At 68.5% G+C, this 24,054-nt stretch carries 24 protein-coding genes and 3 pseudogenes; 17 read left to right on the plus strand and 10 right to left on the minus strand.

Going from position 1 to position 24,054, the window contains the following annotated elements; genetic code table 11:
• A partial coding sequence (locus tag GXP76_RS15090) for a DUF5937 family protein (protein WP_242572057.1) occupies positions 1 to 710 on the minus strand: 710 nt, incomplete at its 3' end.
• Positions 711 to 865: 155 nt separating this feature from the next.
• Between GXP76_RS15090 and GXP76_RS15095 the strand changes: the two genes are divergently transcribed.
• Positions 866 to 1,306: an aminoacyl-tRNA deacylase gene (locus tag GXP76_RS15095; RefSeq protein WP_242572021.1), complete on the plus strand. Its 441-nt coding sequence runs from the start codon at positions 866 to 868 to the stop codon at positions 1,304 to 1,306.
• Between the two features lie 108 nt (positions 1,307 to 1,414).
• A pseudogene (locus tag GXP76_RS15100) lies at positions 1,415 to 2,046 on the plus strand (LysE family translocator).
• 218 nt (positions 2,047 to 2,264) lie between these two features.
• Here the strand turns inward: GXP76_RS15100 and GXP76_RS15105 are convergent.
• Together GXP76_RS15105 and GXP76_RS15110 are read right to left on the minus strand one after the other, a co-directional pair.
• Positions 2,265 to 3,947 carry a tyrosine-type recombinase/integrase gene (locus tag GXP76_RS15105; protein ID WP_242572022.1) on the minus strand — a complete coding sequence of 561 codons (1,683 nt, stop codon included), beginning with the start codon at positions 3,945 to 3,947 and terminating at the stop codon, positions 2,265 to 2,267.
• Positions 3,948 to 4,003: 56 nt separating this feature from the next.
• Positions 4,004 to 4,210 (minus strand): hypothetical protein, encoded by a 207-nt coding sequence (locus GXP76_RS15110; RefSeq protein WP_308354136.1) that lies wholly within the window; start codon positions 4,208 to 4,210, stop codon positions 4,004 to 4,006.
• Between the two features lie 164 nt (positions 4,211 to 4,374).
• Here GXP76_RS15110 and GXP76_RS15115 point away from each other — a divergent pair, with 164 nt between their 5' ends.
• The gene (locus tag GXP76_RS15115) at positions 4,375 to 4,752 is read left to right on the plus strand and encodes a nuclear transport factor 2 family protein (RefSeq protein WP_242572024.1); all 378 of its coding nucleotides are present in this window, start codon (positions 4,375 to 4,377) and stop codon (positions 4,750 to 4,752) included.
• Between the two features lie 56 nt (positions 4,753 to 4,808).
• On the opposite strand, the gene GXP76_RS15120 is transcribed toward GXP76_RS15115, so the two are convergent.
• The 3 genes from GXP76_RS15120 to GXP76_RS15130 all read right to left on the minus strand — a co-directional run bounded on the left by GXP76_RS15120 (position 4,809) and on the right by GXP76_RS15130 (position 7,469).
• Positions 4,809 to 5,936, minus strand: a complete 1,128-nt coding sequence (locus GXP76_RS15120) for an IS630 family transposase (protein WP_308354137.1) — start codon at positions 5,934 to 5,936, stop codon at positions 4,809 to 4,811.
• A 319-nt stretch (positions 5,937 to 6,255) separates the two neighbouring features.
• Positions 6,256 to 6,738, minus strand: coding sequence for a DUF6644 family protein (locus tag GXP76_RS15125; protein ID WP_242572026.1), 483 nt, complete (start codon positions 6,736 to 6,738; stop codon positions 6,256 to 6,258).
• An 11-nt stretch (positions 6,739 to 6,749) separates the two neighbouring features.
• Positions 6,750 to 7,469 carry a DUF6152 family protein gene (locus GXP76_RS15130; protein WP_242572027.1) on the minus strand — a complete coding sequence of 240 codons (720 nt, stop codon included), beginning with the start codon at positions 7,467 to 7,469 and terminating at the stop codon, positions 6,750 to 6,752.
• A gap of 288 nt (positions 7,470 to 7,757) precedes the next feature.
• Here GXP76_RS15130 and GXP76_RS15135 point away from each other — a divergent pair, with 288 nt between their 5' ends.
• From GXP76_RS15135 to GXP76_RS15145, 3 genes are all read left to right on the plus strand, one after another.
• Positions 7,758 to 8,867, plus strand: a complete 1,110-nt coding sequence (locus tag GXP76_RS15135) for an alpha/beta hydrolase (RefSeq protein ID WP_242572028.1) — start codon at positions 7,758 to 7,760, stop codon at positions 8,865 to 8,867.
• Between the two features lie 255 nt (positions 8,868 to 9,122).
• A complete protein-coding gene (locus tag GXP76_RS15140; RefSeq protein ID WP_242572029.1) occupies positions 9,123 to 9,386 on the plus strand; it encodes a hypothetical protein in 264 nt (87 codons plus the stop codon).
• Positions 9,383 to 10,081, plus strand: coding sequence for an SDR family NAD(P)-dependent oxidoreductase (locus GXP76_RS15145; RefSeq protein ID WP_242572058.1), 699 nt, complete (start codon positions 9,383 to 9,385; stop codon positions 10,079 to 10,081). The genes GXP76_RS15140 and GXP76_RS15145 overlap by 4 nt, the downstream gene beginning before the upstream one ends.
• Before the next feature lie 117 nt (positions 10,082 to 10,198).
• On the opposite strand, the gene GXP76_RS15150 is transcribed toward GXP76_RS15145, so the two are convergent.
• Positions 10,199 to 11,092 (minus strand): helix-turn-helix transcriptional regulator, encoded by an 894-nt coding sequence (locus GXP76_RS15150; RefSeq protein WP_242572030.1) that lies wholly within the window; start codon positions 11,090 to 11,092, stop codon positions 10,199 to 10,201.
• 223 nt (positions 11,093 to 11,315) lie between these two features.
• On the opposite strand from GXP76_RS15150, the gene GXP76_RS15155 reads away from it, so the two are divergent.
• The 5 genes from GXP76_RS15155 to GXP76_RS15175 all read left to right on the plus strand — a co-directional run bounded on the left by GXP76_RS15155 (position 11,316) and on the right by GXP76_RS15175 (position 15,425).
• A complete protein-coding gene (locus GXP76_RS15155; RefSeq protein ID WP_242572031.1) occupies positions 11,316 to 12,332 on the plus strand; it encodes a zinc-dependent alcohol dehydrogenase family protein in 1,017 nt (338 codons plus the stop codon).
• 82 nt (positions 12,333 to 12,414) lie between these two features.
• Positions 12,415 to 13,098, plus strand: coding sequence for an SDR family NAD(P)-dependent oxidoreductase (locus tag GXP76_RS15160; RefSeq protein ID WP_242572032.1), 684 nt, complete (start codon positions 12,415 to 12,417; stop codon positions 13,096 to 13,098).
• A gap of 194 nt (positions 13,099 to 13,292) precedes the next feature.
• Complete coding sequence (locus tag GXP76_RS15165; RefSeq protein ID WP_308354138.1) at positions 13,293 to 13,676, plus strand: cyclophilin-like fold protein; 384 nt, start codon at positions 13,293 to 13,295, stop codon at positions 13,674 to 13,676.
• Between the two features lie 37 nt (positions 13,677 to 13,713).
• Positions 13,714 to 14,481: an SDR family NAD(P)-dependent oxidoreductase gene (locus GXP76_RS15170; RefSeq protein WP_242572034.1), complete on the plus strand. Its 768-nt coding sequence runs from the start codon at positions 13,714 to 13,716 to the stop codon at positions 14,479 to 14,481.
• Positions 14,482 to 15,128: 647 nt separating this feature from the next.
• On the plus strand, positions 15,129 to 15,425 hold the full coding sequence (locus GXP76_RS15175; protein WP_242572035.1) for a hypothetical protein: 297 nt from the start codon (positions 15,129 to 15,131) through the stop codon (positions 15,423 to 15,425).
• 259 nt (positions 15,426 to 15,684) lie between these two features.
• Here the strand turns inward: GXP76_RS15175 and GXP76_RS15180 are convergent, their stop codons facing one another.
• The gene (locus tag GXP76_RS15180) at positions 15,685 to 16,608 is read right to left on the minus strand and encodes a LysR family transcriptional regulator (RefSeq protein WP_242572036.1); all 924 of its coding nucleotides are present in this window, start codon (positions 16,606 to 16,608) and stop codon (positions 15,685 to 15,687) included.
• 125 nt (positions 16,609 to 16,733) lie between these two features.
• Here GXP76_RS15180 and GXP76_RS15185 point away from each other — a divergent pair, with 125 nt between their 5' ends.
• Positions 16,734 to 17,837 carry a M20 family metallopeptidase gene (locus GXP76_RS15185; RefSeq protein WP_242572037.1) on the plus strand — a complete coding sequence of 368 codons (1,104 nt, stop codon included), beginning with the start codon at positions 16,734 to 16,736 and terminating at the stop codon, positions 17,835 to 17,837.
• Positions 17,838 to 17,941: 104 nt separating this feature from the next.
• Positions 17,942 to 18,682, plus strand: coding sequence for a DUF6585 family protein (locus GXP76_RS15190; protein WP_242572038.1), 741 nt, complete (start codon positions 17,942 to 17,944; stop codon positions 18,680 to 18,682).
• Positions 18,683 to 18,846: 164 nt separating this feature from the next.
• Here GXP76_RS15190 and GXP76_RS15195 read toward each other — a convergent pair whose 3' ends face one another.
• On the minus strand, positions 18,847 to 19,815 hold the full coding sequence (locus GXP76_RS15195; protein WP_242572039.1) for an NAD-dependent epimerase/dehydratase family protein: 969 nt from the start codon (positions 19,813 to 19,815) through the stop codon (positions 18,847 to 18,849).
• On the opposite strand from GXP76_RS15195, the gene GXP76_RS15200 reads away from it, so the two are divergent.
• The gene (locus GXP76_RS15200; RefSeq protein ID WP_242572040.1) at positions 19,808 to 19,963 is read left to right on the plus strand and encodes a hypothetical protein; all 156 of its coding nucleotides are present in this window, start codon (positions 19,808 to 19,810) and stop codon (positions 19,961 to 19,963) included. The two genes, GXP76_RS15195 and GXP76_RS15200, sit on opposite strands and share 8 nt — an antisense overlap.
• On the opposite strand, the pseudogene GXP76_RS15205 reads toward GXP76_RS15200, so the two are convergent.
• A pseudogene (locus tag GXP76_RS15205) lies at positions 19,958 to 20,674 on the minus strand (LLM class flavin-dependent oxidoreductase); the annotation flags it as partial. The gene GXP76_RS15200 and the pseudogene GXP76_RS15205 sit on opposite strands and share 6 nt — an antisense overlap.
• On the opposite strand from GXP76_RS15205, the gene GXP76_RS15210 reads away from it, so the two are divergent.
• From GXP76_RS15210 to GXP76_RS15220, 3 genes and pseudogenes are all read left to right on the plus strand, one after another.
• Positions 20,666 to 21,601 (plus strand): BTAD domain-containing putative transcriptional regulator, encoded by a 936-nt coding sequence (locus GXP76_RS15210; RefSeq protein ID WP_308354139.1) that lies wholly within the window; start codon positions 20,666 to 20,668, stop codon positions 21,599 to 21,601. The pseudogene GXP76_RS15205 and the gene GXP76_RS15210 sit on opposite strands and share 9 nt — an antisense overlap.
• A 1,194-nt stretch (positions 21,602 to 22,795) precedes the next feature.
• Positions 22,796 to 23,643: pseudogene (locus tag GXP76_RS15215) on the plus strand (IS5 family transposase).
• Positions 23,640 to 24,038, plus strand: a complete 399-nt coding sequence (locus GXP76_RS15220; RefSeq protein ID WP_242572043.1) for a hypothetical protein — start codon at positions 23,640 to 23,642, stop codon at positions 24,036 to 24,038. The pseudogene GXP76_RS15215 and the gene GXP76_RS15220 overlap by 4 nt, the downstream one beginning before the upstream one ends.
• Positions 24,039 to 24,054: the final 16 nt, after the last annotated feature.

Raw genomic sequence — 24,054 nt, forward strand, 5'->3', positions numbered from 1 at the left:
TGGCTGGCGGTGAACGTCACGGGGCGGTCGCGGGTGACGGCGATGTCGTGGTGGTGCGGGCGGTCGAGCCGGAGTGTCCGCTGGGTGGGGTCGATGCGGATCTGGGGGACCAGGGTGCGGAGCATCGGGAACAGGCCCTGGTGGGCGATCCGGGATCCCGCCCGTGCGATCGAGTCGTACAGGGAGGGCTCGACGCGCTCCCACTCGTCGGCGAAGGCGGCACTCCAGTAGTCCTCCAGGACGGTGAGTGCGTCTTCGAGGACGGGGAGAGGGTCGGTGAGGATGCTGTTCAGCCGAGCCGCCCGGTCGGCCTCGGTCTGCTGGAGTTCGGCGAGGGCTGTGTCGCGGGCGGTGGGGTCTTCGACGAGGTTGTGTCCGGTGTAGCGGGTGGTGTCGACGAGGGTCTGGGCGAGTTCGGCGGCCAGCAGGGCGGGCGGCAGCGCCCGTACGGCCACGAGCTGGTCTTCGAAGTCGGCATCGTGATCACCTGCCCGGCTTTCGAAGAAGGCCGGGATGTAGTCGGCCACCGCGAGGCCGTGCTCGCGGATCCGCCGGCGCAGGACGGCGGGCAGCCGGCGGCACCGCCGTACCCATGGAACGTGCAGGGCGTGGTGGCCGGGGTCGGTCAGCGCGTGCCAGGAATGGACGGCTTCGAGCAGCGGTGAGACGGAGAAGGCGATGTCCTCCTCGGCCGTCTCGGTGAAACGCATGGTGATCACGATTGCAGGATTCCACAATCAGTTGATTAGATCTCGCCGCATTGTCCAGGCTTGAGACCACGACCGTATTGCCGCAGGTCGTCTCCCTTCCTCTGACCGAAAGCCGCAGGTCGCCCATGGGTACGTCCGAGACATCCTGGCGAGCTGTGCTGGACGCGGACGGCTGCGCGTACACCGTCCACGAGCATGCCGCCGCGCACAGCGTCGCCGAGCGCCAGGCACTGCCCTTCCCCTGGACGCAGGCCGTCAAGACACTCGCCTTCACCACCCCGAACGTCCCGCTCTTGCTCGTGGCGCTGCGGGCGGAGGACCGGGTGGACTTCGCGAACCTCACGGCCGCCACCGGCACCAGCCGCTCCCGGTTGCGCACGGCGGATGCCGCCCGGCTCGCTGCGGAGGGCCTGGTTCCCGGTGGCGTCCCGCCGGTCAGCCACCGGCCCGGAGTGTCGTGCCTGATCGACACCGCGGTCGCCGAACCGGCCCGGCCCGTCTACTGCGGCGCCGGATCAGCCGACCGCACCCTCCAGATCGACTCCGCAGTCCTGGCCCGCCTCCCGCGCGCCCAGGTGGCACCCGTGTCCCGGTAGCCGCCCCGGCCGATCCCGGTTCACGCCGGGCCCGCCCGCCCACGTACAGCAAGCACGCGCCACGCACCCTCAGTGGCGGCACAGCAGAAAATCAAGGAGTACCGGTCCATGGTGACCACCGAAAGCCTTCTCGCGTTCGCCGCGATGTCCCTCGTCGTGATCGCGATCCCCGGCCCGAGCGTCCTGTTCGTCGTCGGCCGCGCCCTCGCCCACGGCCGTCGCACCGCGCTCGCCACGGTCCTGGGCAACCTCCTCGGCTGCTATGCCCTCGTCCTCGCTGTCGCCCTCGGTCTGGGCGCCCTGGTCCAGAGTTCAGCCACCGTGTTCACGGCGGTGAAACTGGCCGGTGCCGCCTACCTCGTCTACCTCGGCGTTCAGGCGTCCGCCACCGTGACCGCCTGCGAACCGACCTGACAGCCGAGGAAGGTGAGCGGCGCAGCGATCTGCGGACCGTCCTGGACGGCCTCCTCGTCGGCGCCATCAACCCCAAGGGCCTGGTCTTCTTCGCTGCGGTCCTCCCGCAGTTCGTCAACCACGACGCCGGGCGTATCCCGCTGCAGATGATGGTCCTCGGCCTGATCCCGGCCGGCATCGGCCTCTGCGACACCGTCTGGGGTCTGAGCGCGTCGACCGCCCGGACCTGGCTCGCCGGCTCCGACCGCCGCCTGTCGATGATTGGCGGTGCGGGCGGTATCGCACTGATCGGCCTCGGGCTCGCCGTCGCCACCACCCGCCACTGACCGTCACCGGGCTACTACCCTCCAACGACGTGGCTTGCCATCACCGGTTCTTGCTGAACGGCCGTCGGGGGCAACGTGGTTGCGCCCGCGCTGGAAACCGGCGAACCGACCGCGTCGCCAGACGATCTTCTCCTCAGGCTGCCGCCCACGACCAGCGTGAGCACCCCGGAAGACCGTCACATCAGCCCTTTGACGTGCGAATTCAAGTTGGCGGAGGCTCACTGCACCTCTTCTCGCCTGCGAGGCTCGGGGATGCCTAGCTCGATAGGTGGGCGGTGCGCTTTTCGCTGGGTGTCTTCGCGCTTGGCGCGGAGGAGCTGGAGGGTGAGGTCAAGCCCTTCGATCTCTCCGCCCCAGCCTTCGGCCTGGGCGCGGGCCCTGCGGGCGATGAGGTCGGCTTCGAGGTCGTCGAGGCGGCTGATCATCTTCGAGCTGACTTGGAGCATCGGACATCGAATGCAGGCGTGTTCGTGCTGGCAGGGGGTGCCATAGGGGCGCCCGCAGGCACCGAGTTCGACCTTGCGCTTGTCGAAGTGCTCTTCGAATGCGTTCCACTCGTCGGTGGTGACGTTGCGGTACTCGTGGTCAGGGCGGAGCCGACGGCGTTCGTTGAGGTGAGCGAGGTAGTGACGGATGACGTCTTCGTCGAACACGGCGACGTAGCCGCAGGTGGTCTGGATGTTGAGGTGGCCGAGCAGCGTGGCGCCAATATGAATGGGCAGTCCGCTGTTTACGAGCTCGGTGGTGAAGATGCTGCGGAAGTCGTGCGGAGTGAACTTGACCAAGTGGAAAGCGGGATGGCGTTCAGCGAGGTCCTCGCAGCACCGTGCGAGCATGTGCAAGACGGTGAAAGGGCTGATCACGCTGCGTGTGGAGCCGATCTTGCGCTGGAACAGGAAAGGCATGGGCGGGCTCCAGACCTTGTCGTGCGGGTCGAAGCGTCGCAGAACCGGGACCGGCCTGCCGTCGCGGGTGTGCCGACGAATGATGGTTGCGATTACGTGGAACAGCTCGGCGGACATCGGGATGACGCGCTCGCGGTCGGTTTTGGACGGGCTGATGACCAAGAGGGCGACCATCTCGCCGTTGCAGCGCTGGTAATGGCGGATGCTGAGGTGGCTGACCTCGCACAACTCCTCGATCCGGACGCCTGAGTGGCGGAGGGTTTCGACTGAGGCCCAGTCCCAGAACGCGGTCTCTTCCTCGGCTTCGATCTGGATCAACTGCCCGATGTCATCGCGGACGCGGACGGGCGTTCGGTGGCCGCTGCGGATGCGGGTGAGGTCCTCCTGCGTCTGGACACGGCGATAGGTGCGGCCATCGTGAGTGAATGACGTGTTGGCGGCGGCTGCTGATGCCTGTTCCAGGAGAGTGCGGGTGCGGTCGTAGCGTTCTTCGACGTGCCGGACGAGCAGGGGCAGGAGGGGTTGGCGCTGGCGGGTTCGGTCGGCGGACCGCTCGTTGATCCGGCGGCGGCGCTTGGCTAGTCCGCGTAGTTCGCTGGGCGGGACGGGGCATGAGGCGACCCAAGGGCCCCATTGTTCAGGTTCGTCGGCGGCCCAGGTGTGCAGGTCGTAGTAGAAGCTGCGGACGGCGATGACGATGGTGTCGACACCGATGCGGGGTTTGCCGTCGTGACGTACGCCGATCTGTCGGCGCCACGTGCTGTAGAGGTCGGCAGGAATGTTGAGGTCGGCTTGCTCGGGGTTGATCTCCTCGATGCGGGCCCAGAAGTGGTGGGCGACGTGGCGGACGAGGTGGACCAGGGAGGCGTAGTCGGTGTCGGACCTGCGGCGGTGGAAGTAGTCGAGCAGGAGCCGGCGGACGCTCCGGTTGCGGATGGTGTGACGATCGACGAGCTCCTCGAGTGTGAGCTGACCGCGGTGCAGGGCCTGATGCATGGTGGCGGGCGTGCTGGCAGGGAATCGGCCGGACGATCCGCACCCCCGCCGCTCACCTACGGCTCTCCGGACTCCAGCTCCCGCGCCCGGCCGCGCAGGGCCATTCGATCGGCAGGACCGGATGCCGGCGTCGACCAGTACGGATGCCACCAGATCTGCGCGGACAGCCTGATCAGCCGCCGCCGCAGCACCGTCGTGCCGCTGCGGCGAGCCGGCTCCGCGAGCGCCCGGTAGGCGCGGTCCCAGGCACGTTGCGAGGCCACTAGATCATCGGGAAAGCCAACACCGTTCATCCCTTCATTAGATCACTTGTTCGAATAGTTTGCTGCGTGGGCCGTTTCACTAGTGCTGTGACCGGGATGGTCCACCGTGACCGGAAGGCGGCTCGCGGGACGAGCGCACGCGCAACGGCTGGTATTACTGGGGCATGCAGGAAGAGACGGCACGCTCCGCGATCGACACGTTCATCTCCGCGTTCAACGCCTCGGACGACAGCTATGTGACTACTCTGCTCTCCCAGTCCCTGACCTCAGACGTGGTCTTCTGGGGGCCGTTGGGCCGCAGCGAAGGAATCGCGGCGGTTGAGCGGTTCGTGCTGGACATCCGGCGCCACCCGGCGGGGACCGGCACGATGGTGCGCTGCTCAGCGGTGGACATGCCTGACGAGTGGGCCCGGTACCAGTGGGTCTTCACCACGCCGGACAGAGGCCCCCGCCTGGCGGGAACGGACGTCGTCCATCTGCGGAGGAGCCTCATCGACCAAGTCATCGTCTTTGCGGGGGAGATCGAGCCGTCCGCCTCCTGAGTCATCCTTCTGTCGCTGTCCTTCTCCTGAACTCCGGGGCTGCGGTTCGCGGTCGGTCAGGCTGCGGCGTTGAGGGAGCGTCCGCCCCAGCGGATGCCCTTCTCGCTGCGGATGCGGGCGCGTTCCTTGCGCTGGGCGGCAAGTACGTCGGGGTGGCGGGCGTTGGCGTTGGCGTTGCGCCAGCGCAGGTAGCGGTGCAGTGCCTGGGTTTGCGTGGGGTGGCTGCGGTGGTGGGAGTTGGTCAGGGGGAACTGCCGCAGCGGGCCGAAGTGGGCCTCGATCGGGTTGGCCCAGGATGCGTAGGTCGGGGTGAAGCACAGCTCGACCTTGTTCTTCTTCGCCCAGCGGGGGATGTCGGCGCCGGTGTGGGCGGAGAGGTTGTCCAGGATGATGTAGATCGGGGCGCCGTCGGGTCGGGCGGCGCAGATCGACTTCAGCGCGGCCAGGGTGTTGGCGGTTCCCTTGCGGCGGCGGTTGACGCCCCACGGGCGGTCGTCGCCCACGGAGTAGCAGCCGTGGAAGTAGGTGACGCCGTGGGTGCGGCGGTAGGTCGCCGGCAGCCGGTTGGGCTTGCCCTGCCTCGCCCAGCAGGAGCCCGCGATGGGCCGGATCCCCAACGGCCCGAACTCGTCGAAGGCGAAGACCCGGTCCGGGAAGCGGTCCAGAACCTGCTCGATCCGGTCGAGCTTGGCGTCGCGATGAGGGTCGGGTGATTCCTTCCATGTCTTGGTGCGCTGGAAGGTGATGCCGCGGCGCCGGAGCAGGCACCGTAAGGCTTCACGGCCGATGCGGATGACACGTCCGTGCACGTCCCGCAGGTAGGCGGCGAGTTTGCGGATCGACCAACGGGTGAAGGGCTGGCCGAGCCTGGTGGGGCGGGCGGTGGCCGTCCGGATGACGAAGTCCTCGTCGTCCGGGGTGAGCAGGCGGGGACGGCCTCCCGCCCACTGAGGGTCCAGGCAGGCCAGGCCGATCTCGTTGAAGCGGTGGATCACGTCGCGCACGGTGTCCTCATCGGCCCGGACCAGCTGGGCGATCACCGGCGCCCGGTTTTCGCCCGCCGAAGCGAGCAGTATCATCGCCCGCCGGTAACGCGCCGAACTCGTGCTGCCCCGGCGCACGATCTGCTTCAGCTTCTGCCCCTCCTTGTCGGTCAATCTGCGTACACGGACAGGGTCAGCCACCGCGCCTCCAGCGGTCGAATGGACGTCACCGCACATCCAACCGTCACGACCACCAACTCGGCGAACCTACGCGGTACAACACTAGTGAGCGGCCGGCCAATGAAGACCGGGACGCATCCCCTGAGGAACCGGCAACGTAATCGGCTACGCCACCACAACGTCGGCGGGCCGCCGGACGGGAGCGGCCGGTTCGCCTCTCTCCAGTTCTGTCCTTTGACAGCGAAGATAGTCGGGCGGAGGACGCTGACGTGCGACGACTAAGTAGGGTGTCAATGATTCCTCTCATGGTTCCCGGCTATGCGGGACGCAACCTGGGCGGTCACGTGTAGGCCAGGAGCCTCCCGGCGATCGTGACTCCGGTCCACGAGGTGAGGGAGACGACAGCGGCGCAGCGGGCGGCGATGGGAGTTGGCTGGTTGGTGTCCCAGTCGGCCACGTTGCGGTAGGTCCGTCGGTGGAAGATCAGGATGTTGATTCCGGCGATGAGGAGGAGGCCGAGTTTCCAGGGGGCGCTGCCTCGGTCGGCGATGAGGTTCGCGCCGGGCAGAAACATGGCCACCCCGGTGACGGCCGCGATCACGAAGCCGACGTGGGACAGGCGCAGCAGGTAGTTGGCTGCCGTCGTCACCCGTAACATCTGCTGGCCGACGCCGAGCAATCGGAGGTCGAAGGCGGCGGCCGGGCCGATGAGGAGGGCGATGCCGACGATGTGGATGCTTTCGAGGACCGGATACAGGTAGGCCGTACTGCGGACGGTCTCGGCGAGCCAGGTGTCCTCCAGCCAGGAGAAGACGTTGTTCATCGCCGGCACCGTCACATTCGGCGCGAGCGTGCGCGCAGGTAGAGAGCCCCACCGGCGATGACGGCGACCGTGAGGGCGCCGACCCCTGCCCACACCGCCGTCGGTGAGGAGTTCTCGGAGTCCGCTGCGGCCGACGGCGAGTCCTGGCCGGCGTCGGCGGACGGCCCGTCGCCCTGCGGGTAGGGGACCGGGAGCGGGGTGGCGGGGAGTTCTTCGTTGAGGACCTGGTTGACGGGCTGCCCGTCGTCGACCCAGAACACCACGGGGCGGAACTCATCGGTGTGGCTCTTGCCGATGTATCCGACGGCTTCGATGCGCTCGCCATCGTCGAGCTCGCGGTCCAGGCCCCACATCGAGGTGAAGCTCGGCGGGGCGATGGTGACGGCCAGGTCGTCGTGCGAACCGGTATAGGAGGGTGCGGCGTTGATCGGGTCGCTGTCGGCGGCGTCCCGCAGCCCTTCCGGCAGTTCGTGCTCGGGTGTTTCGGCGGGGAGGCCGTCTTCGACGGTGACGGTGAAGTAGGAGTGCGGCTCGCCGAAGCGGACCTGCGAGACGGTGCCGGCGATGTAGTAGAGGCGGTCGGTGTCGAAGTCGTCGAACCCGTGGTGCGCCTGGGCGGTGCCCGCCGAGTAGGCGAGGAGCACCGTCGCCGAGAGCAGGGAGGCTGTCGCCAGCCCTGCGCGGCGGACGCGGGTGCGGGCCGGGGGTGTCGAGGTCGTGGTCAAGCGCATGCTGAGTCGGTCCTTCCGGGCTGCCGGGGGTGTTCGGCATCCAGCGAACCGCCTCTCGCGGGCGGGAAGGAGTCCCTGCCGAGGGGTGCCCTGGCAGTACACCCTTCACAAGGAACTCCCTCCCGTCTGGGGATCGCGATTGGCTGTCCGGTGATGAGCCATCCCGCCGCTACCGCCTGATCCCGTGGCCAACTCCCCTCTGCCGTATCGGACTTCCCCGGCCGGGGGCAGGGCGCATCAGTGGCAGTCACTCCGTCCACCTGCACGAAATCCGGAAAGGTCAACAGAATGACTTCTGACGAGTCACGTGAATCGATGACCGCGCACGGGAGCGGGCGTGGTCCGCAGCGGCGTCAGATCCTGATGATGGGCGGCGCCGCTGTCGCGGCCGGATCGCTCGCCGCCGCCGGCAGTACCACTGCCTTCGCGCAGACGGCTCGGCGCGGGTCGACGTGGGACAAGACCTTTCCCCGCAGCCGCATGGTCGACCACAAGAAGGTGTCGTTCCGTAACCGGCTCGGTATCGAGCTGGTGGCCGACCTGTACAGCCCCAAGCGGCTGCGCGGCCGTGCACGGGCGCTGATCGTCGGGCACCCGTTCGGTGGGGTGAAGGAGCAGACTTCGGGCCTGTACGCGCAGACCATGGCCGAGCGCGGCTTCGTGACGCTGGCGTTCGACGCCTCTTACAACGGTGAGAGCGGCGGCCAGCCGCAGAACATTGCTTCCCTGGAGACGTTCGTCGAGGACTTCAGCGCGGCCGTGGACTACCTCGGCACCCGCCGGTTCGTGGCCCGGGACCGGATCGGTGTGATCGGGGTCTGCGCCAGCGGCGGGTTCTCCCTCAGCGCCGCGCAGATCGATCCGCGTCTGAAGGCGGTTGCGACGGTGAGCATGTACGACATGGGCCGCGCCTACCGCGACGGCCAGGGCTACGCCCCGGTCCCGGCCGAGAGGAACTCCGTCGCGGAGCGCAAGCGCGCCTTGGCCGAGGCGGCCGAGCAACGCTGGGTGGAGTTCGAGGGCGGGAAGGTGCGCTACGGCGGCGGGAGCGCGGTGCCGTTGAAGCCGTCGCAGCAGGCCGCGGCGGACGAGTTCGCGGAGTACTACGCGACGCCGCGCGGCCAGCACCCGCGCTCGCATCCGCTGAGCCTGACCAGCCTCGGCGCGATCGCGAACTTCATGCCGCTCGCACAGATCGAGCTGACCGCCCCGCGCCCGCTGCTGTTCATCGCGGGCGAGAACGCGCACTCCCGCTATTACAGCGAGGACGCCTACGCCCAGGCCCCGGAGCCAAGGGAGCTTCATATCGTTCCCGGCGCCGGGCATGTCGACCTCTACGACAAGGTCGACCTGATCCCGTGGGAGAAGGTCACCGGCTTCTTCGACCAGCACCTCTGACCCCACCGTCCGGGCCGTCCGGCACGACCGGCGGGAAGGTGACTCGAAGGCGGCGGCAACGGCGCACCGCGCTGCAGGCCGCCGCCTTCGCAGTCTCGTGAGATCGTCCAGTTGGGCTGCCCTCGCACGCGGGCCGGTGATGCCAGCCGGTGCGTTCGACAGCCACGGAGAACGGGCCGTCGTGTGCCGGTTTTCGTACCGCCCCCGGCGTGTGTGCGGCCCCGGAAGAGAAAGCGACAGTCCGTCGTGACCGACATGACCCGGCGTACCCTCCTCTTCTCCGCTGCCGTCCTGGGCGCGGGGGCACTGGCCGCCTGTTCCAGCGCGCCGAAACCCAACCGCACGCCGGCCGGAACCAGCCGGGCAGCGGGTAGCGGTGGCAGGTTCGACGTCGGGGACTACAACACCCAGGAAGTCGCCGCCGAGCTGCGCTACATCCAGAAGAACGTCCGCCCGCTCCCGAGAAGGACGCCAAGCGAATCCTGGTCACCGGCTCGACCGGCGGCCTGGGCCAGCTGACCGCAGCACATCTCCTAGCGCGCGGCCACCGGGTCGTCGCCCACGCGCGGAACGACCGGCCTGCGGCGGACGTACGGCGTGACCTTCCCGGCCTGGAGACCGTCGTCACCGGGGATTTGAAGAACCTGGAGGAGACGCGGCGGCTCGCCGCCCGGATCAACGAGCTGGGGGCGTTCGACGTCATCGTCCACAATGCCGGGGAGTACGGCGTGGCGGACGAGGAGATCCTGAACGTCAACTCGCTCTCCCCGTACCTGTTGATGAGCCTGGTCGATCCTCCCCGGCAGTCGCTCTACCTCACCTCCGACCTGCACCTGGGCGGCGACCTCAAGCTCGGCGAGCTGCGTGGGGGCGGCTCGGACGTCACCTACGACGACAGCAAGCTCCAAATCCTCACCCTCGCTATGGCCGTTGCCCGGCAGCGGCCCGGTCTCCGCGTCAACGCGGTGGCCCCGGGCTGGGTGCCGACCATGATGGGCTTCGCCAACGGCCCGTACGCCCCCGATGACCTGCGCGCGGGCTACCGGACCCAGCTCTGGCTGGCCGAGGGCACCGAGCGGGCGAGCCGAGGAACCGGCGGGTTCTTCTTCCACCGCGAACCGGAGAACGATGTCCACGCCTCGGTGGGCGACAACCGCGCGCAGGACGCCCTGCTCGACGCCTACGCCCGGCGCACCGGAGTCACCCTGCGATAGGCCCGGCGACCCGCGCCCCAGTGGAAACAGCCGACGGGTCCGGCGACGAGCGGGAAGGCCCTGTACGGCGGGGGTGCCGGACCGAGCGTGGTTCGGCCCCGCCGTCCGGGTCGACGGTCAACTGGTGGACGAGTCTTCGGTCTCCGGGTTGGCTTCCTGGGTGGCGGCCCAGGTGGCGAGGAGGCGCAGTCCTTCTTCGGAGGGGGAGCCGGGTTCGGCGGTGTAGATGGTGAGGGTGAGGCCCGGGGCGGCGGCCATGTCCAGGCCCTCGAAGGCCAGGGAGAGGTCGCCGACGGCCGTGTGGTGGAAGTGCTTGGTGCCGGTGCTGTGGTGGCGGACGTTGTGCGCGCCCCACCGGGTACGGAAGGCGTCGTTGCGGGTGGACAGCTCCCCGACGAGGTCGTGGAGGTCCTTGTCGTGCGGGTTGCGGCCGGCTTCCGTCCGCACGATGGCGACGGTGATGTCTGCGAAGGAGTCCCAGTCGGGGTAGAAGCGGCGGGCGGCGGGGTCGAGGAAGGTGAAGCGAGCCAGGTTCTCCTGGTTGCCCGGGGTGGCGTAGAGGTCGGTGTAGAAGGCGCGGAAGAGCGGGTTGGCGGCGAGGATGTCCATGCGGCCGTTGCGGACGAACGCGGGACCGGCGGTGATCGCATCCAGGGTCCACTGCAAGCTGCGGTGGGGAGTCCACTTGTCCTTCGTGCGCCGGCGGCGGGGGCGGGTGAGGGCGTCGGAGCCATCGGCGGCCTGGGCCAGGTTCACCAGGTGAGCGCGCTCGGCGTCGTCGAGCCGCAGGGCGCGGGCGAGGGCTTCGAGGACGGAAGGGGAGACGCCGGCGATGTTGCCGCGCTCCAGTTTCGAGTAGTACTCCACGCTCATGTCGGCCAGGGCCGCTACCTCGCTGCGCCGCAGGCCCGGCACCCGGCGCCGGGTGCCCGCGGGCAGCCCGGCCTGGTCGGGGGTGATCTTCGCGCGCCGCGAGATGAGGAACTCGCGGACCTCCTCACGGTTGTCCATGCCTTCGACGGTACGTCGCGCACAGGGCCGAAGGGATGCACTGCCAATACACCCTTTGTCAGTAGCTCGCTCCGCGCGTGGAAGAGGCGTTACCTGAACAACGTGGTGCTTCCCCTCCCGCCCGCCAGGCGGGAACCGGGGGCTCCGCACCCCGGCCGGGCGGTATACCGCCCGTGTTCCGGGGTTCGCCCTCTGTACCCGGTAACGCGAAGGAACCTCTCTCATGCGCGGCGCAGTGATCCACGCCCCCGGCGACATCCGCTTCGAGACGGTGGATGACGCGAACATCCTCAAGCCCACCGACGCGGTCATCCGCACCGCCGCGACCTGTGTGTGCGGCTCCGACCTGTGGCCCTACCGCGGCGCAGAGCCCACCGACCACGCGCACCCGATGGGCCACGAGTACGTCGGCTTTGTCGAGGAGGTCGGCTCCGAGGTCACCTCGGTCAAGCCCGGCCAGTTCGTCGTCGGCTCGTTCGCCACCTCGGACAACACCTGCGCGAACTGCCGCAACGGGTTCCAGTCGAGCTGCCTGAACCGCGAGTTCATGTCCACCTGCCAGGCCGAATACGTCCGCATCCCCAACGCCCAGGGCACCCTCGTCGCCACCGACGACGTACCGGACGAGAAGTTCTGGCCGGGCCTGCTGGCCGTCTCGGACGTCATGGGCACCGGCTGGTGGGCGGCGGACGCCGCCGAGGTCAAGCCCGGCTCCATAGCCGTCGTCGTCGGCGACGGCGCGGTGGGTTTGTGCGGCGTGATCGCGGCCAAGGAGTTCGGCGCGGAGCGGATCATCATCATGTCGCGGCACGAGCCGCGCCAGAAGCTGGCCCGCGAGTTCGGCGCGACCGACATCGTCACCGAGCGCGGTGAGGAGGGCATCGCCCGGATCAAGGAGATGACCGGCGGGATCGGCGCGGACTCCGTGCTGGAGTGCGTGGGCACCGCGCAGGCCATGCAACAGGCCATGCACTCCACACGCCCCGGCGGCAACGTCGGCTTCGTCGGCGTTCCCCACGACGTCGCCATCGACGGGCAGGAACTGTTCTTCTCGCACGTCGGCCTGCGCGGCGGCCCCGCCCCCGTACGCCGCTACCTCCCCGACCTCATCGACCGCGTCCTCGCCGGCTCGATCGACCCCGGCAAGGTCTTCGACCTCACCCTCCCCCTCGACCAGGTCGCCGAAGGCTACAAGGCCATGGACGAACGCCGCGCCATAAAAACCCTCCTCACCCCCTGACCCACCACCCCGCCCGGCACGCCCGCACGGGGCAGGGCACGCTTCGGCCCGCCCTGTACCGCTCTTCGCCCAAGGACTCACCATGACCACGTACGCACTGGTCCGCGCAGGCCCCGGTCTGGGCCTGGCCATCGCCCGCCGCTTCGGCAAGGCAGGCCACACCGTCGCACTCCTGTCCCGCGACCAGGGGCATCTCGATGATTTGGTGGCCACGCTCGACACCGACGGAATCCAGGCCCGCGGCTACAGTGCCGACGTCCTCGACCCCGACGCGCTGACCGGCGCCCTGCACACGGCGGCCGAGAACCTGGGGCCCATCGAGATCGTGCAGTACAGCCCCGTACCGCGGGCCGACTTCATGAAGCCGGTCCTTCAGACCACCGCCGCCGACCTGGACGCCCCGCTGGCTTTCTCCGTGAAAGCACCGGTCACCTGCGTGAACGCGGTCCTGCCCGGCATGCGCACGCTGGGCCAAGGCACCTTGCTGTTCGTCAACGGCGGCAGCGCGGTGCGCCCGAAGGGCAGCGTGGCCGGCACGTCCATCGCGTTCGCAGGCGAGAGCGCGTACGCGCAGATGCTCCACACCGCCCTCGTGCCGGAGAACATCCACGTCGCGCAGCTCATCGTGCCCGGAGCGATCAGCCCCGACTCCGAGCACTCCAGCCCCGAGGCGCTCGCCGACCTGCTGTACGGCCTGCACACCGACCGCAAGGGCTTTAGACACTACGCCGAGCCTATGCCCGACCCGCAGGACGGCGCCCCATGACCGTCACCCTTCGCCGGGCCCTGGCCGTCACCGCCACGACCGGCGTACTGCTGTTGGCCGCGACCGCCTGCTCGCAGGACTCACCAACCGGGCAGGCCCCCGCCACGGCCTCCGCATCGTCATCCGCCTCGGCGTCCGGGCAGCCGGAGACTTCGGCGTCGGCGAGCCCGTCCGGAGCAGACAGGAGCACTCCTGTGGACATTCGCGTCACCATCGACGGCCAGAGCGTCGACGCGACATTGAACGACAGCCCCGCCGCCCGCGACCTGGCCTCCCTGCTCCCGCTCACCCTGGACCTGGAGGACTTCCACGGGACCGAGCGGATCGCTGACCCGCCGAGGAAGCTGACCACCGACGACGCGCCAGAACCGCAGGCGCCGAAGACCGGGGACCTCACGTACTACTCCCCGTGGGGCAACCTCGCCATCTTCTACAAGGACGGCCCTTCCGCCTCACAGGATCTGCTGGTCCTCGGCCACATCGACGCCGACGCCGACCTGCTCTCCGGGGCCGACCGGATCACCATCGAGGCCGAACAACCGCGGACAGTCGACACCGCCACCACAAACTCACGCTGAACTCCACGCCCGAACAACCTCGTTGGGAGCCATCACCATGAACCCCACCTACGACTTCACCGGCCAGGTCGCCTTCATCACCGGCGCTTCCTCCGGCATGGGTCTGGCCACCGCCCGTGCCTTCGCCGCCTCGGGGGCCGCCGTCGGCCTCGCCGACATCAACGAAGAGGCCGTGAACACGGCCGCCAAGCAGCTCGCCGACGAGGGCCGCCAGGTCCTCGCCCTGGTCTGCGACGTCACCGACGAGGACCAGGTCGCCACCGCCGTCGACCGCACCGTCGAAGCCTTCGGACGGCTCGACATGGCCTACAACAACGCCGGAATCATGCCCCCGCCCACGGATGCCGCCGACGAGAGCGCCGAACAGTTCGACCGCGTCCAGGGCATCAACCTGCGCGGCATCTGGGCGTCCATGAAGCACGAACTGCGCCACATGCGCGACCAGGGCACCGGCGCGATCGTCAACTGCTCCTCCCTCGGCGGTCTCGTCGGCAACCCCGGCCGCGCCGCCTACCACGCCACCAAGCACGGCGTGATCGGCCTGACCAAGAGCGCCGCCCTCGAATACGGCTCCCGCGGTGTGCGTATCAACGCCGTCTGCCCCGGCACGATCAGCACCCCGATGGTCGACGCCATGGTCGAAGGCGGAGAACTCGACCGCTCCCAGGCCGAAGCGGGCCAGGCCATCGACCGGCTCGGCACCGCCGACGAGATCGCCCAGGCCGTCCTGTGGCTGTGCAGCGACGGCTCCAGCTACGTCACCGGAATCGCCCTCCCCGTGGACGGCGGCTACACCGCCCAGTAACCCGCCCTTCGCCCGTGGGGCACGACGCCCCCGGCGTCACTAGGCCGGCCCTCACCCCGTACGACCTGACCCGCCGATCCCGAACCGGTTTCAGCCTCCCGGCCGCCAGGAGGTCATCGGGCCATGCCCTTCGCCACGGGCGCCCGCTGTGCTGTTGAAGTTGAACCTGTCTCGGGCGTACGGGCTCCCAGGGCCGTGTCATCCACACGACACGACACATCGACGTACGGGGCAGTGCTCTCCACCCCTGTCGATACCGACATTCGACACCCCCAGTGTGATCGACCCTCCGACTAGATTCACTGTCAGAAAAGCTGAAACGACTGAGTTCGCTGTCAAACGCCTTGATTTGATGACAAGGGACAAGTTCGCCGGGGGCAGACTGGAAAGATCCCGGAAAGACTGGCCAGCGGTGCCGAAGGGATGTCAAGGTGGACGACCTTCCCCGGAAACCGCAGGTCAGAGAGGTATATGTCCGTGACCGTGGCTCCAGTGAGCCCGGCTTCACCACCTCTGACCATCCGTGCGGCTGCCTGAGGAGCAGCCCAGTGGTGTGCGAACCCACGCGCTGCGGACGACCTTCCCGATCAGATGGGGAGCGAGGTGCCCCGGAGACTCTTACCTGTTTCCCGTGCGAGGAGGCTTCCGTGGAGCACACGGAGATGACCGTCGGCGATCTCATCGATCTGCTGTCTGCCTGCGACCGGAGTGTTCCGGTGCGCCTGGCGATGAACCCGTTCTTCCCGATGGCGCACCGGCTCACCCAGGTCGTCCAGGCCGAGGAGAAGCGGCAGCCCATCGTCTATCTGGCCGAGGGCCAGGACCCGGACAGCCAGCTCGGGCCTGTGCCGCCCGAGGTCGCCGTTGCCCTCACCCGGCAGGGCCCCGTCCAGGCACCGCCGCGACGCGCTCGCCGCACCGCGCGCCGTGCCGATGGGCAGTAGGGGCCGCCCGATGTCTTGGAGGTGTTGTTGAACCCGAATTCCGGGCACCCAACGTACATACGAGCGAAGGAACTTCTCTTCATGACCCGCACGAGCGTCGGCCTCGACGGGGCGACCCGCCTGCGGAACAGCGTCGTCGACACTCTCCGCGCGGAGCTCTGGGCGCGCGAATGGCCGGGGGCTCGCGCGTGCGAAGCCGCAGACCTCCTCCTGCCACGTCAACTACCACTGTGGGACGAGCGAATGAGCACCGCATCCATCACTCCATCCCTCCTGAATGTTTGCTACGAAGAACAGTTCGGTCAACGGTGCCGTGCAGCAGATCCCGCAGTTTCAATGCCGTCGGCAGTGGGGCGGCAGGCAGCGCCAGATGGACCGTCCGTCGCAGAGCGGGATCGTCGAGCCGGCACAACGCGAGTTCGGCCGGGACGGCCCAGGAAGCCAGGGAGGGGACGAGTGCCACGCCCAGCCCTGCGGCGACATATCCGAACTTGCCGGTCCACTCCGCGATTCGGATGATCTTCCTGGGGATGAAGCCCGCGCGGGCGCAGGCGTCGGCGAGCATCGTCGGCCGGTCGCCGTACGCGTCCTGGAGCCAGGCTTCTTCGCGCAGGTCACGCAGGCCGATCGTCCCGGCTCCCGCCAGGGGATGCTCGCGATGAAGGGCGACGAGCAACTCGTCCTCCAGCAATGATGCCGTCATGATGCCGTCGGCCGACGGCAGACCGGAGGGGTAGTCGCTGACCACGGCGAGGTCGAGCGCCCCGTCCGCAAGACGCTGCATCAGCGAGTTGCTCCGACCCTCGACCGCGACCACTTCGACATCCGGACTGGTCCGCCTGAAATCCCGCAGAGCAGCGGGCACCAAGGAGATGTTCGCGGTCGCGAAAGCTCCCACGCGCAGCATTCCGCCGTGGCCCGCGTGGATCACGGCCAACTCCTGCTCCGCTCGCGACAGACGTTCCAGCACGTCTGCGGCGTGATGGTGCAGCGCCCGGCCGGCGGGATTCAGACGTACGCCCCGGGGGAGCCGTTCGAACAGTGGTCCGCCTGCCTGCTGCTCCAGTGAGGCGATGCGCCGGGACACTGCGGACTGCGTGTAGTTGAGCCGGACCGCGGCCGCGGTGAACGACCCGGTCTCGGCCACCGTCATGAGCAGACGCAGCGCGTCGATCTCGAACATGTTCCCCCCTGCGTGTATTACACCGACACATTCCATCAGTGCATGGGTTCCATGAAATCCAGTCGCTGGTGGAATGCCTTGCGCCCTCGTAACGTCTCACGACATCGCCGGTCCGAGGGGGAAACATGATTGCTCTGCCCGTGATGCTGGCCGACCTGGAGGAGCTCGTGCTCTGCGAGTCCTTCTCGGCCGACCACGCGGCGGTGGCCCGCAGTGCCGGGGTGGTCGGCGCCTTGGGAGCGAGACTGCTGGGCACCGCACCGGAGACGATCGTGGTCGACGGTGTGACCCACCTGCGGTGGACCTTCGGCACACCGCGCGTGCTGCTGGTGGGACACCACGACACGGTCTGGCCCGCGGGCTCGCTCAAGACCCACCCCTGGTCAGTGGTTGACGGGATCGCGCGGGGCCCCGGAGTCCTGGACATGAAGGCCGGGCTGGTGCAGATGTTCGGTGTGTGCGTCCTGGTCAACGGGGACGAGGAAGTCGGCTCCGCGACCTCCCGGGAACTGATCGAGGAGTCGGCGCGCGGTTGCGTGGCCGCCTTCGTACTGGAGGCATCCGCCAACGAGGCGGGCGCACTCAAGACCGCCCGCAAGGGCACCTCACGGTACGAGGTCGTGGTGCACGGCAGGGCCGCGCACGCGGGCCTGGAGCCGGATAAAGGGATCAACGCCTCGGTCGAGGCGGCCTGCCAGGTCCTGGCCGTAGCCGACCTCGGTGCCGCGCTGGGTACCGCCGGTACCGCCTGCCCGGTTCTGGGCGCGACGACCGTCACACCCACCCTCCTGTCCGCCGGCAGCACGCTCAACACCGTGCCCGCCGTGGCGAGAGTGTCGGTGGACGTGCGTGTGCCGACCCTGGCCGCCCAGAACCGGGTGGACGATCTCATGCGGGGGCTCACCCCCCGGACCCCCGGCGCCCGGCTGACGGTGCTGGGCGGCAGGAAACGGCCACCCATGGAACCGGAGTCCTCCACCGAACTGTTCGCCCTCGCCTCCCGGATCGCGTCGGATCTGGGTCAGGAGCCGCTGAGCGGAGTCGCCGTCGGCGGCGCCTCGGACGGCAACTTCACTGCGGCCGCGGGCTGCCCGACGCTGGACGGCCTGGGCGCCGTCGGCAGCGGTGCCCACGCGGACACCGAGCACGTGGAGGTCGCCCGGATGGTCCCCCGCACCCGCCTGCTGGCCCAACTCATCACCCGGACACGGCGATGGCCCGACGGGTGAGCCGTGCACGAGCGATCCCTCTCCGGAACGCAGAGAAAAGCGGCCCGACCCCGTCCCTCCCGGCAGGCCCTTCCATCCGTCACTCCCACGTGAAGCAGAGGCCAATGACCACACCACCCCTCCAGCCGTCCGAGGTTGCCGCCCTCGCCGCCCGTCACCAACTCGGCAGACTTGAGCAGGCGTTCGCCCCCAAGCGTCTCGGCAAAATGCTCTTCGCCCTCCACATCAACACGCTCCTCCATCTCTCGGTGTTCTTCCTGGTTCCCGGTCTGCTGTTCTTCAGGTGGCTGCGCCGATACCCGAACTTCAGCAGGAAGCAGGCAGCCAAACGCCTCTATCTGTTCGAGCACGGACTCATCGTGCAGCCGCAGTTCGGGAGCGGCATGACCGCCTTCCGCTGGGAGTCCGTGAAGCTCTACCAGGACATCACCCAGTTGTTCGTCAACGGTCTCCCCACCCCCACCAAGTACGTCTACTCCGTGGCCGCCCCGGGCTACGGCGGTGCGGAGATCACGGAGTTCTACGAGAATCCCGAGACCTGGGGCCCCTTGCTGCAGGAGGCCGTACTCCGCGCCCAGGGGCCGGCGGTCATGGAAGCGATCCTGGAGGGCGGGACGATCGACCTCGGTTCGCTCTCGCTCTCCCGCACGGGCATCTCCTCCACCCGAAACGGTCGTCTCCCCTGGTCCGCCGTCAAGGAGATATCGGTCAAGGGCGGCAGCGTCCACGTCATGAAGTTCGACATGTCCGGCCCCTGGTCCACCGCCACGGTCAGCGGCATCCCGAACCTCTACGTGTTCCTGGCCATCGCCAGGAACCTCATCCCGGCCACAGAGGCCGCCTGAGGAATGCGGAGGGCAGCCCCAGGCCGGTCGCCCTACGACGACGCAGCTCATGGCCGCCACAGCTACCCGCGTCCCAGTGTCCGGATCTGCGCCGGGAACATGCGACGGGCTCCCTTCGGACCGAGCGGGTGAAGGGCGAGGCAAGCGATCGGAGTCCGCCTCGTTCACCGGCTCAGGAGTTCCGCCTCCTGCTCAGGAGTCAGTCCCTGCGTCAGTGGCGTTTCACCCCGCCGGCGGTCCCATGCCAGGACTTTGGCGGCCGTCGTCACCAGCGGTGTGGCGGGGAGCCCGCACTCCCTGGCTCGCGTGGCGCTCAACCGGAACAGCCGCTGCCCCGCCACCGAAGCTTCGACGAGCGGGAGTTGTGGTGTATCGGCCCTCGCGCTCACCGGGACGATGTCGACATCAGCGTCCGCCGCCAGGGCGCAGGCTTCGATCAGCCCGGCGAGGGTCGTCGGCTCGGCCGGCCCGACCGCGTTGAACGCACCCGGCCGGTCGTCCACCAGCAGTTGCCACACCAGGGCGGCGAGGTCCTGCACGTCGACAACCTGCACGGGTTGGACGGGGCGCCCCGGCAACACGACGCGACCACCGCGCGCGGCACGGCGCACCCACCAGGTGAAACGGTCGGACGGGTCGTGCGGCCCGGCCACGATGCCCGGCCGCACCACGGTGGCCCGTGCGCCGAACCGGGCGAACACCTCGTCCTCACAAGCCACTTTGAGTGGCCCGTATGTTTCCCTTGTGAGGCGTTCGGTGTCCCGCAGAGGGGGTAAGCGGGGCGCGTCCTCGTTCCAGACCAGTCGGCCCTCGTGGTCGCCAGCGACGTCGTGGACCATGATCGTCGAAATGAACAGGTACCGGCCGACGCCGTCGCGGAGCGAGTCGGCCGACTGCTGGACGTGACGGGGCACGTAACCGCTGACATCGACCACCGCGTCCCATTCGCCACCAGATCTCAGCGAAGAGTAGTTCCCGGAGGCGCGATCGCCCACTCGTCGCGCCGCCCCCGGAAAGAGTTCGGGATTGGTCTGCCCGCGGGGGAACAGGGTCACGTCGGCACCGCCGACGAGAGCACGCTCGACGATCGCGCGCCCGACGAATGAAGTGCCGCCCAATACGAGAATGCGCATTTCTCCCAAGGCTTCCCCGGTGCGCAACGGGGCCCGCCGTTTCACCGGACGCCTCGAACCAGCCGTCGCCGCCGCCTCGTTCGGCACCGGAAGCGACTTCTCACGCGACGGCGTCCAGTGGCACGACGCGGAGCCGGCCCAGTCATGACCGCAGACTCTCCGCGATCAGTTCGTACGACCGGTGGCGTTCATCCTTGTCCGCGATCACGTTATTGATCATGATTTCCTCCACGCCCGTCGCGCGGGCGACCTCGATCAGCGCGTCCCGTACCTGACCGGGAGTGCCGGACACCACGGTGTCGGGGGCCAGCGCGTCCGCCACCGCGATCTCTTCCGGCGACCATGTGTGCCGAGCGACCTCCGCGGAGTTCAACAGCAGCCCGGGGATCCGCATTTGCTTGCGTACGTTCGCCAGGACGGCGGCGGCTTTCAGGTGCTCCGCCTCAGCAGGGGTCCGAGCGCACACCGCCGCGACCGTCAGCAGTGAGCCGCGAGGCACCTGCCCCGCGGACTCCGCGACGGAGCGGTAGTGCTCGAAAGCCGCCTCGGCCATCTTCTGATCAACACTCTTGAAATGACCGGCGAAAGCGAAGTTCGCGCCGAGCCGCCCGGCGATCTCGGCGGTATGGAGGCTGGACCCGAGCAGCCACAACGGCGGCGAGCAGACGCCGTCGGGCATGGCCACGGGTGTCCCGCCCTGGACGGGGTCGTCGAAGCTTGTCGACAGATGTTCAAGGAGTGACGACAGGTGTGCGGGATAGTCGTCCAGGGTGGCGCCCGCACGCTCTCCGTACCCTCGGAGGGCACGCACGGCTTCCTTCGAGCCACCGGGGGCCCGGCCCACCCCTAAATCCACCCGTCCGGGAAAGAACTCGACGCAGCCTTGGGCCTATGGCGAGGCCCGCTCCTGGAGGGCATACGGACCGACGGGTGGCCGGAGACCGCTGCCCTTCACGAGGAGCACCTGCTGCTGAAGGAGGACCAACTCGGCTGCCGGCTCGCGGCCGGCGCAGCGGTGCCCGAGAGCGTCGTGGACGAGTTGCGAGCGATGACGGCGCGGGAGCCCGGTCGGGAGACCTTGGTGGGTCTTCTCATCGACACGCTGGCCCGGCAGGGCCGGTACGCGGAGGCCGAGTGCGTCTACCGCACGACAGCGGCGACGCTCGCCGAGCGGTGGGGGCTGGATCCGGCCCCGGAGCTCCAGGCCCGGCTGGAAGGGCTGAGGGCGTTCCGCGCGGGGGAAACACTGCATCCCGTGGATGTCGCGCTGCTGAGCGTCTTCCGGCCGATCGACGACGACGGGGCAGCGGCCGCCCGGCTGTGCCGCCGCGTGACCGACCAGGGCGGTGTCGTGGTCTGGCGCATCGCACGCGTGCTGATGGCGGTGTTCACCGGGGCACAACGGCAGGATCGCGCCGTCGACGCCGCGAGGCGGATCATGCACGACCGCTTGGCCGCCGGCCTGCCCGAGACCCGGATCACCGTCACGTCGGGTCCCGTCGACGGGTTCCGTCCCGACAACGCCGCGACCGCAGGCGCGACCGGCCCGGTGCTGTGGGGACGGATGCTCGTCGACGGGCTGGAGATATTCGTGGCCGCCCGGCCCGGAACGATCACCGTGAACCACGCCACCTGGCAGGCGACCCGCCACCGCATGGCCTACCGGTCGGCAGGGGAGGACAGGCTGGAACTGGTCCTGGACGATTGCGACACGACAAGTGCCTCAGGCGCGGCGCCCCGGGCGGCATCACACCCGCCGACAAGCGCCGCACGCCCAGCCGATTGAAAACTTCCCCGCAGATCATGTGACTGCATCGTTCCGGGTCGTTGACGTGACCATGGGAGGCAAAGCGCCTCTTCGTCCAGCGGCGGATGCCGGCGCCCTTGTGTGCGGACAGGACACCTGCGCGGCCCCACTCTCGGGTCCTCACCCAAAACCGGCGAGTCTCACGGGAGATCGACGCGACTTGTCAATGATCTGAAAAACTCGAAGCCTGCGGTATTCCGAAGGTTTTCCATCAGGGGGTTTTCTGGTCTCGCGAGATCACGCAGAAAGACGGGGAGTGGGATGGAGTTGACCTCAGGCCCGGGCCGTCCGCCGCACCCCCACGCACCGAAGGCTTCACCGTCCTTTCCCTCCAGGCGTGTGGTCGAACGCACGATGGGCTGGTTTATGCCCCGCCGCCTCGCCCGCGACCACGGGGCCCTCCCCGACCGCTCCAGCGTCAGGATCTACCTCCCGGTGATCGCGCTCATGGCCCGCCGCATGGCAAAGAGCATGAAGTGAATCAAGTGCGTAGAGTGCGGCGAAATGGCCGATCGAAGCCCCCGCCCTCTCAAGCGGTGACCCCTCCCTCCGGCTCGACCTCTGGTAGGCCGTGCCTTTATGGTTCTTCCATGCTTCGTCGTAGCCGAGCAGTGCAGAACCAAGACCTCGCACGTCGTATGCGTAAATTCTTCCGCAAACTTCCGCGCGGTTCTTGTGAATTGCCCTCTGAGATGGCGAAGGCGTACGGGCGATTCATGTGGAGTGAGTGGAACTCGACGGTGGTTGACGAGAGGAAAATTCCCAGAGGGTGATTCAACATAGCATTGACGCCTGATGGTAGCTTCGGGGAATTTGAGCGAATTACCAAGCGGGCCACGCTCGTATCAGACACTCATCAGCCGTCGCATGACGGTGTGGGATTGTTTCATGAACTGGTGGTCGGGAGACGGCCCTGACTGTGATCGGCGCCGAACTGCTGATGCTGAGCGTCCGGCGGAGGCGGTCGCACGCGAGGGTCAGAGGTACGGGCAGCGACCCGTGCCACTGAGCCCGGTCCTCCGTCGGCGTGCTGGCCGAAGCACCGATCATGATCGTGTTACGACCTCTCAGTGGGCGGTTCGTGAGTCTTTGAGTTGGTCTGGTGTCGCCTGATGGTGTGGCGGCGGGGCGGAATCTGCCGGTCCGCGGTTGTTGATCTGGTGATGTGTCCGGGTGAGTGAACGCAAGCCGTATCCGAGTGACTTGTCGGACGAGCAGTGGTCGTTGATCGAGCCGGTGATCACCGCGTGGAAGGACCGGCACCGCTCTGTCAGCGGCCATCGGGGCGCCTACGACATGCGGGAGATCGTGAACGCGATCCTCTACCAGGTCGGACAGGCTGTCAGTGGGCTTATCTCCCGCACGACCTGCCGCAGAAGAGTGCGACGTACTACTACTTCGCCGCGTGGCGGGTTGACGGGACCGACCAGGTCATCCATGAGCTTCTACGCTGCCAGGTCCGGGAACGCGCCCGGCGATTAGAGGACCCGGCCCTGGTGGTGCTGGACACCCAGAGTGTCCATGTGGCCGCCGGGGTCCCCGCCTCCACGAGTGGCCACGATCCGGCCAAGCGGGTGCCCGGCCGCAAGCGGGGCCTTGCCGTGGACGTCCTCGGCCTGGTCATCGCAGTCGTCGTCCTCGCCGAGAACACCCACGACAACGCCGCGGGCATCGTCCTGCTGGACCAGGTCGCCGAGCACGCCGGCGGCACCGTCCGCAAAGCCCTGGCCGACCAGGGCTTCAAGAACCAGGTCGTCCTGCACGGCGCCGGCCTGGGCACCGATGTCGAGATCGTTGAACGCAGCCCGCAGGTCAAGGGGTTCGTGCCGCAGCCGAAGCGGCGGAGGGTCGAGCAGACTTACGGGATCCTGATATTGCACCGGCGCCTGGTCCGCAACTACGAGCACCGCCCCTCCTCCTCCGCCTCCCGCGTCTACTGGGTGATGACCCACGTCATGACCCGACGCCTCACCGGCGCGAACGCCCCCACCTGGCGCGAAGAACGGTCGGCGACAGTGTGAACATCCAGCCCCTGCTCGACGCCCTGGACCTCCAGGAAGACGCCGCCCGGGCCCTGGCCGACGACCTCCGCGCACAGATCGACGGCCTGCAGACCCGGCTTCGGGAGGCCGAGATGCACCTGGAGCACCTCGCGATCACCCGCAAGACCGTCACCGGCCTCGCCGACCGGCTCCCAGCCCACACACCGGAGCTGCCCGAGCACCCGGACTACCCCCGCATCCTCGCCGTCTTCAACCACACGACCGGACCGCTCCGGGCCAAGGACGTCTGCGAAGCCCTCGGCCACGAACTGCTGCCGAAGAACATCGAAGGCACCCGCGCCAAGCTGAAACGCCTGGTCGAACTCGGCATCCTCACCGAAGCCGACACCGGCAACTTCGCCAGGAAGCAATAGCCGACACAACCTCCAC

It is taken from the genome of Streptomyces sp. NP-1717, assembly GCF_022695985.1.
GTDB lineage: Bacteria > Actinomycetota > Actinomycetes > Streptomycetales > Streptomycetaceae > Streptomyces.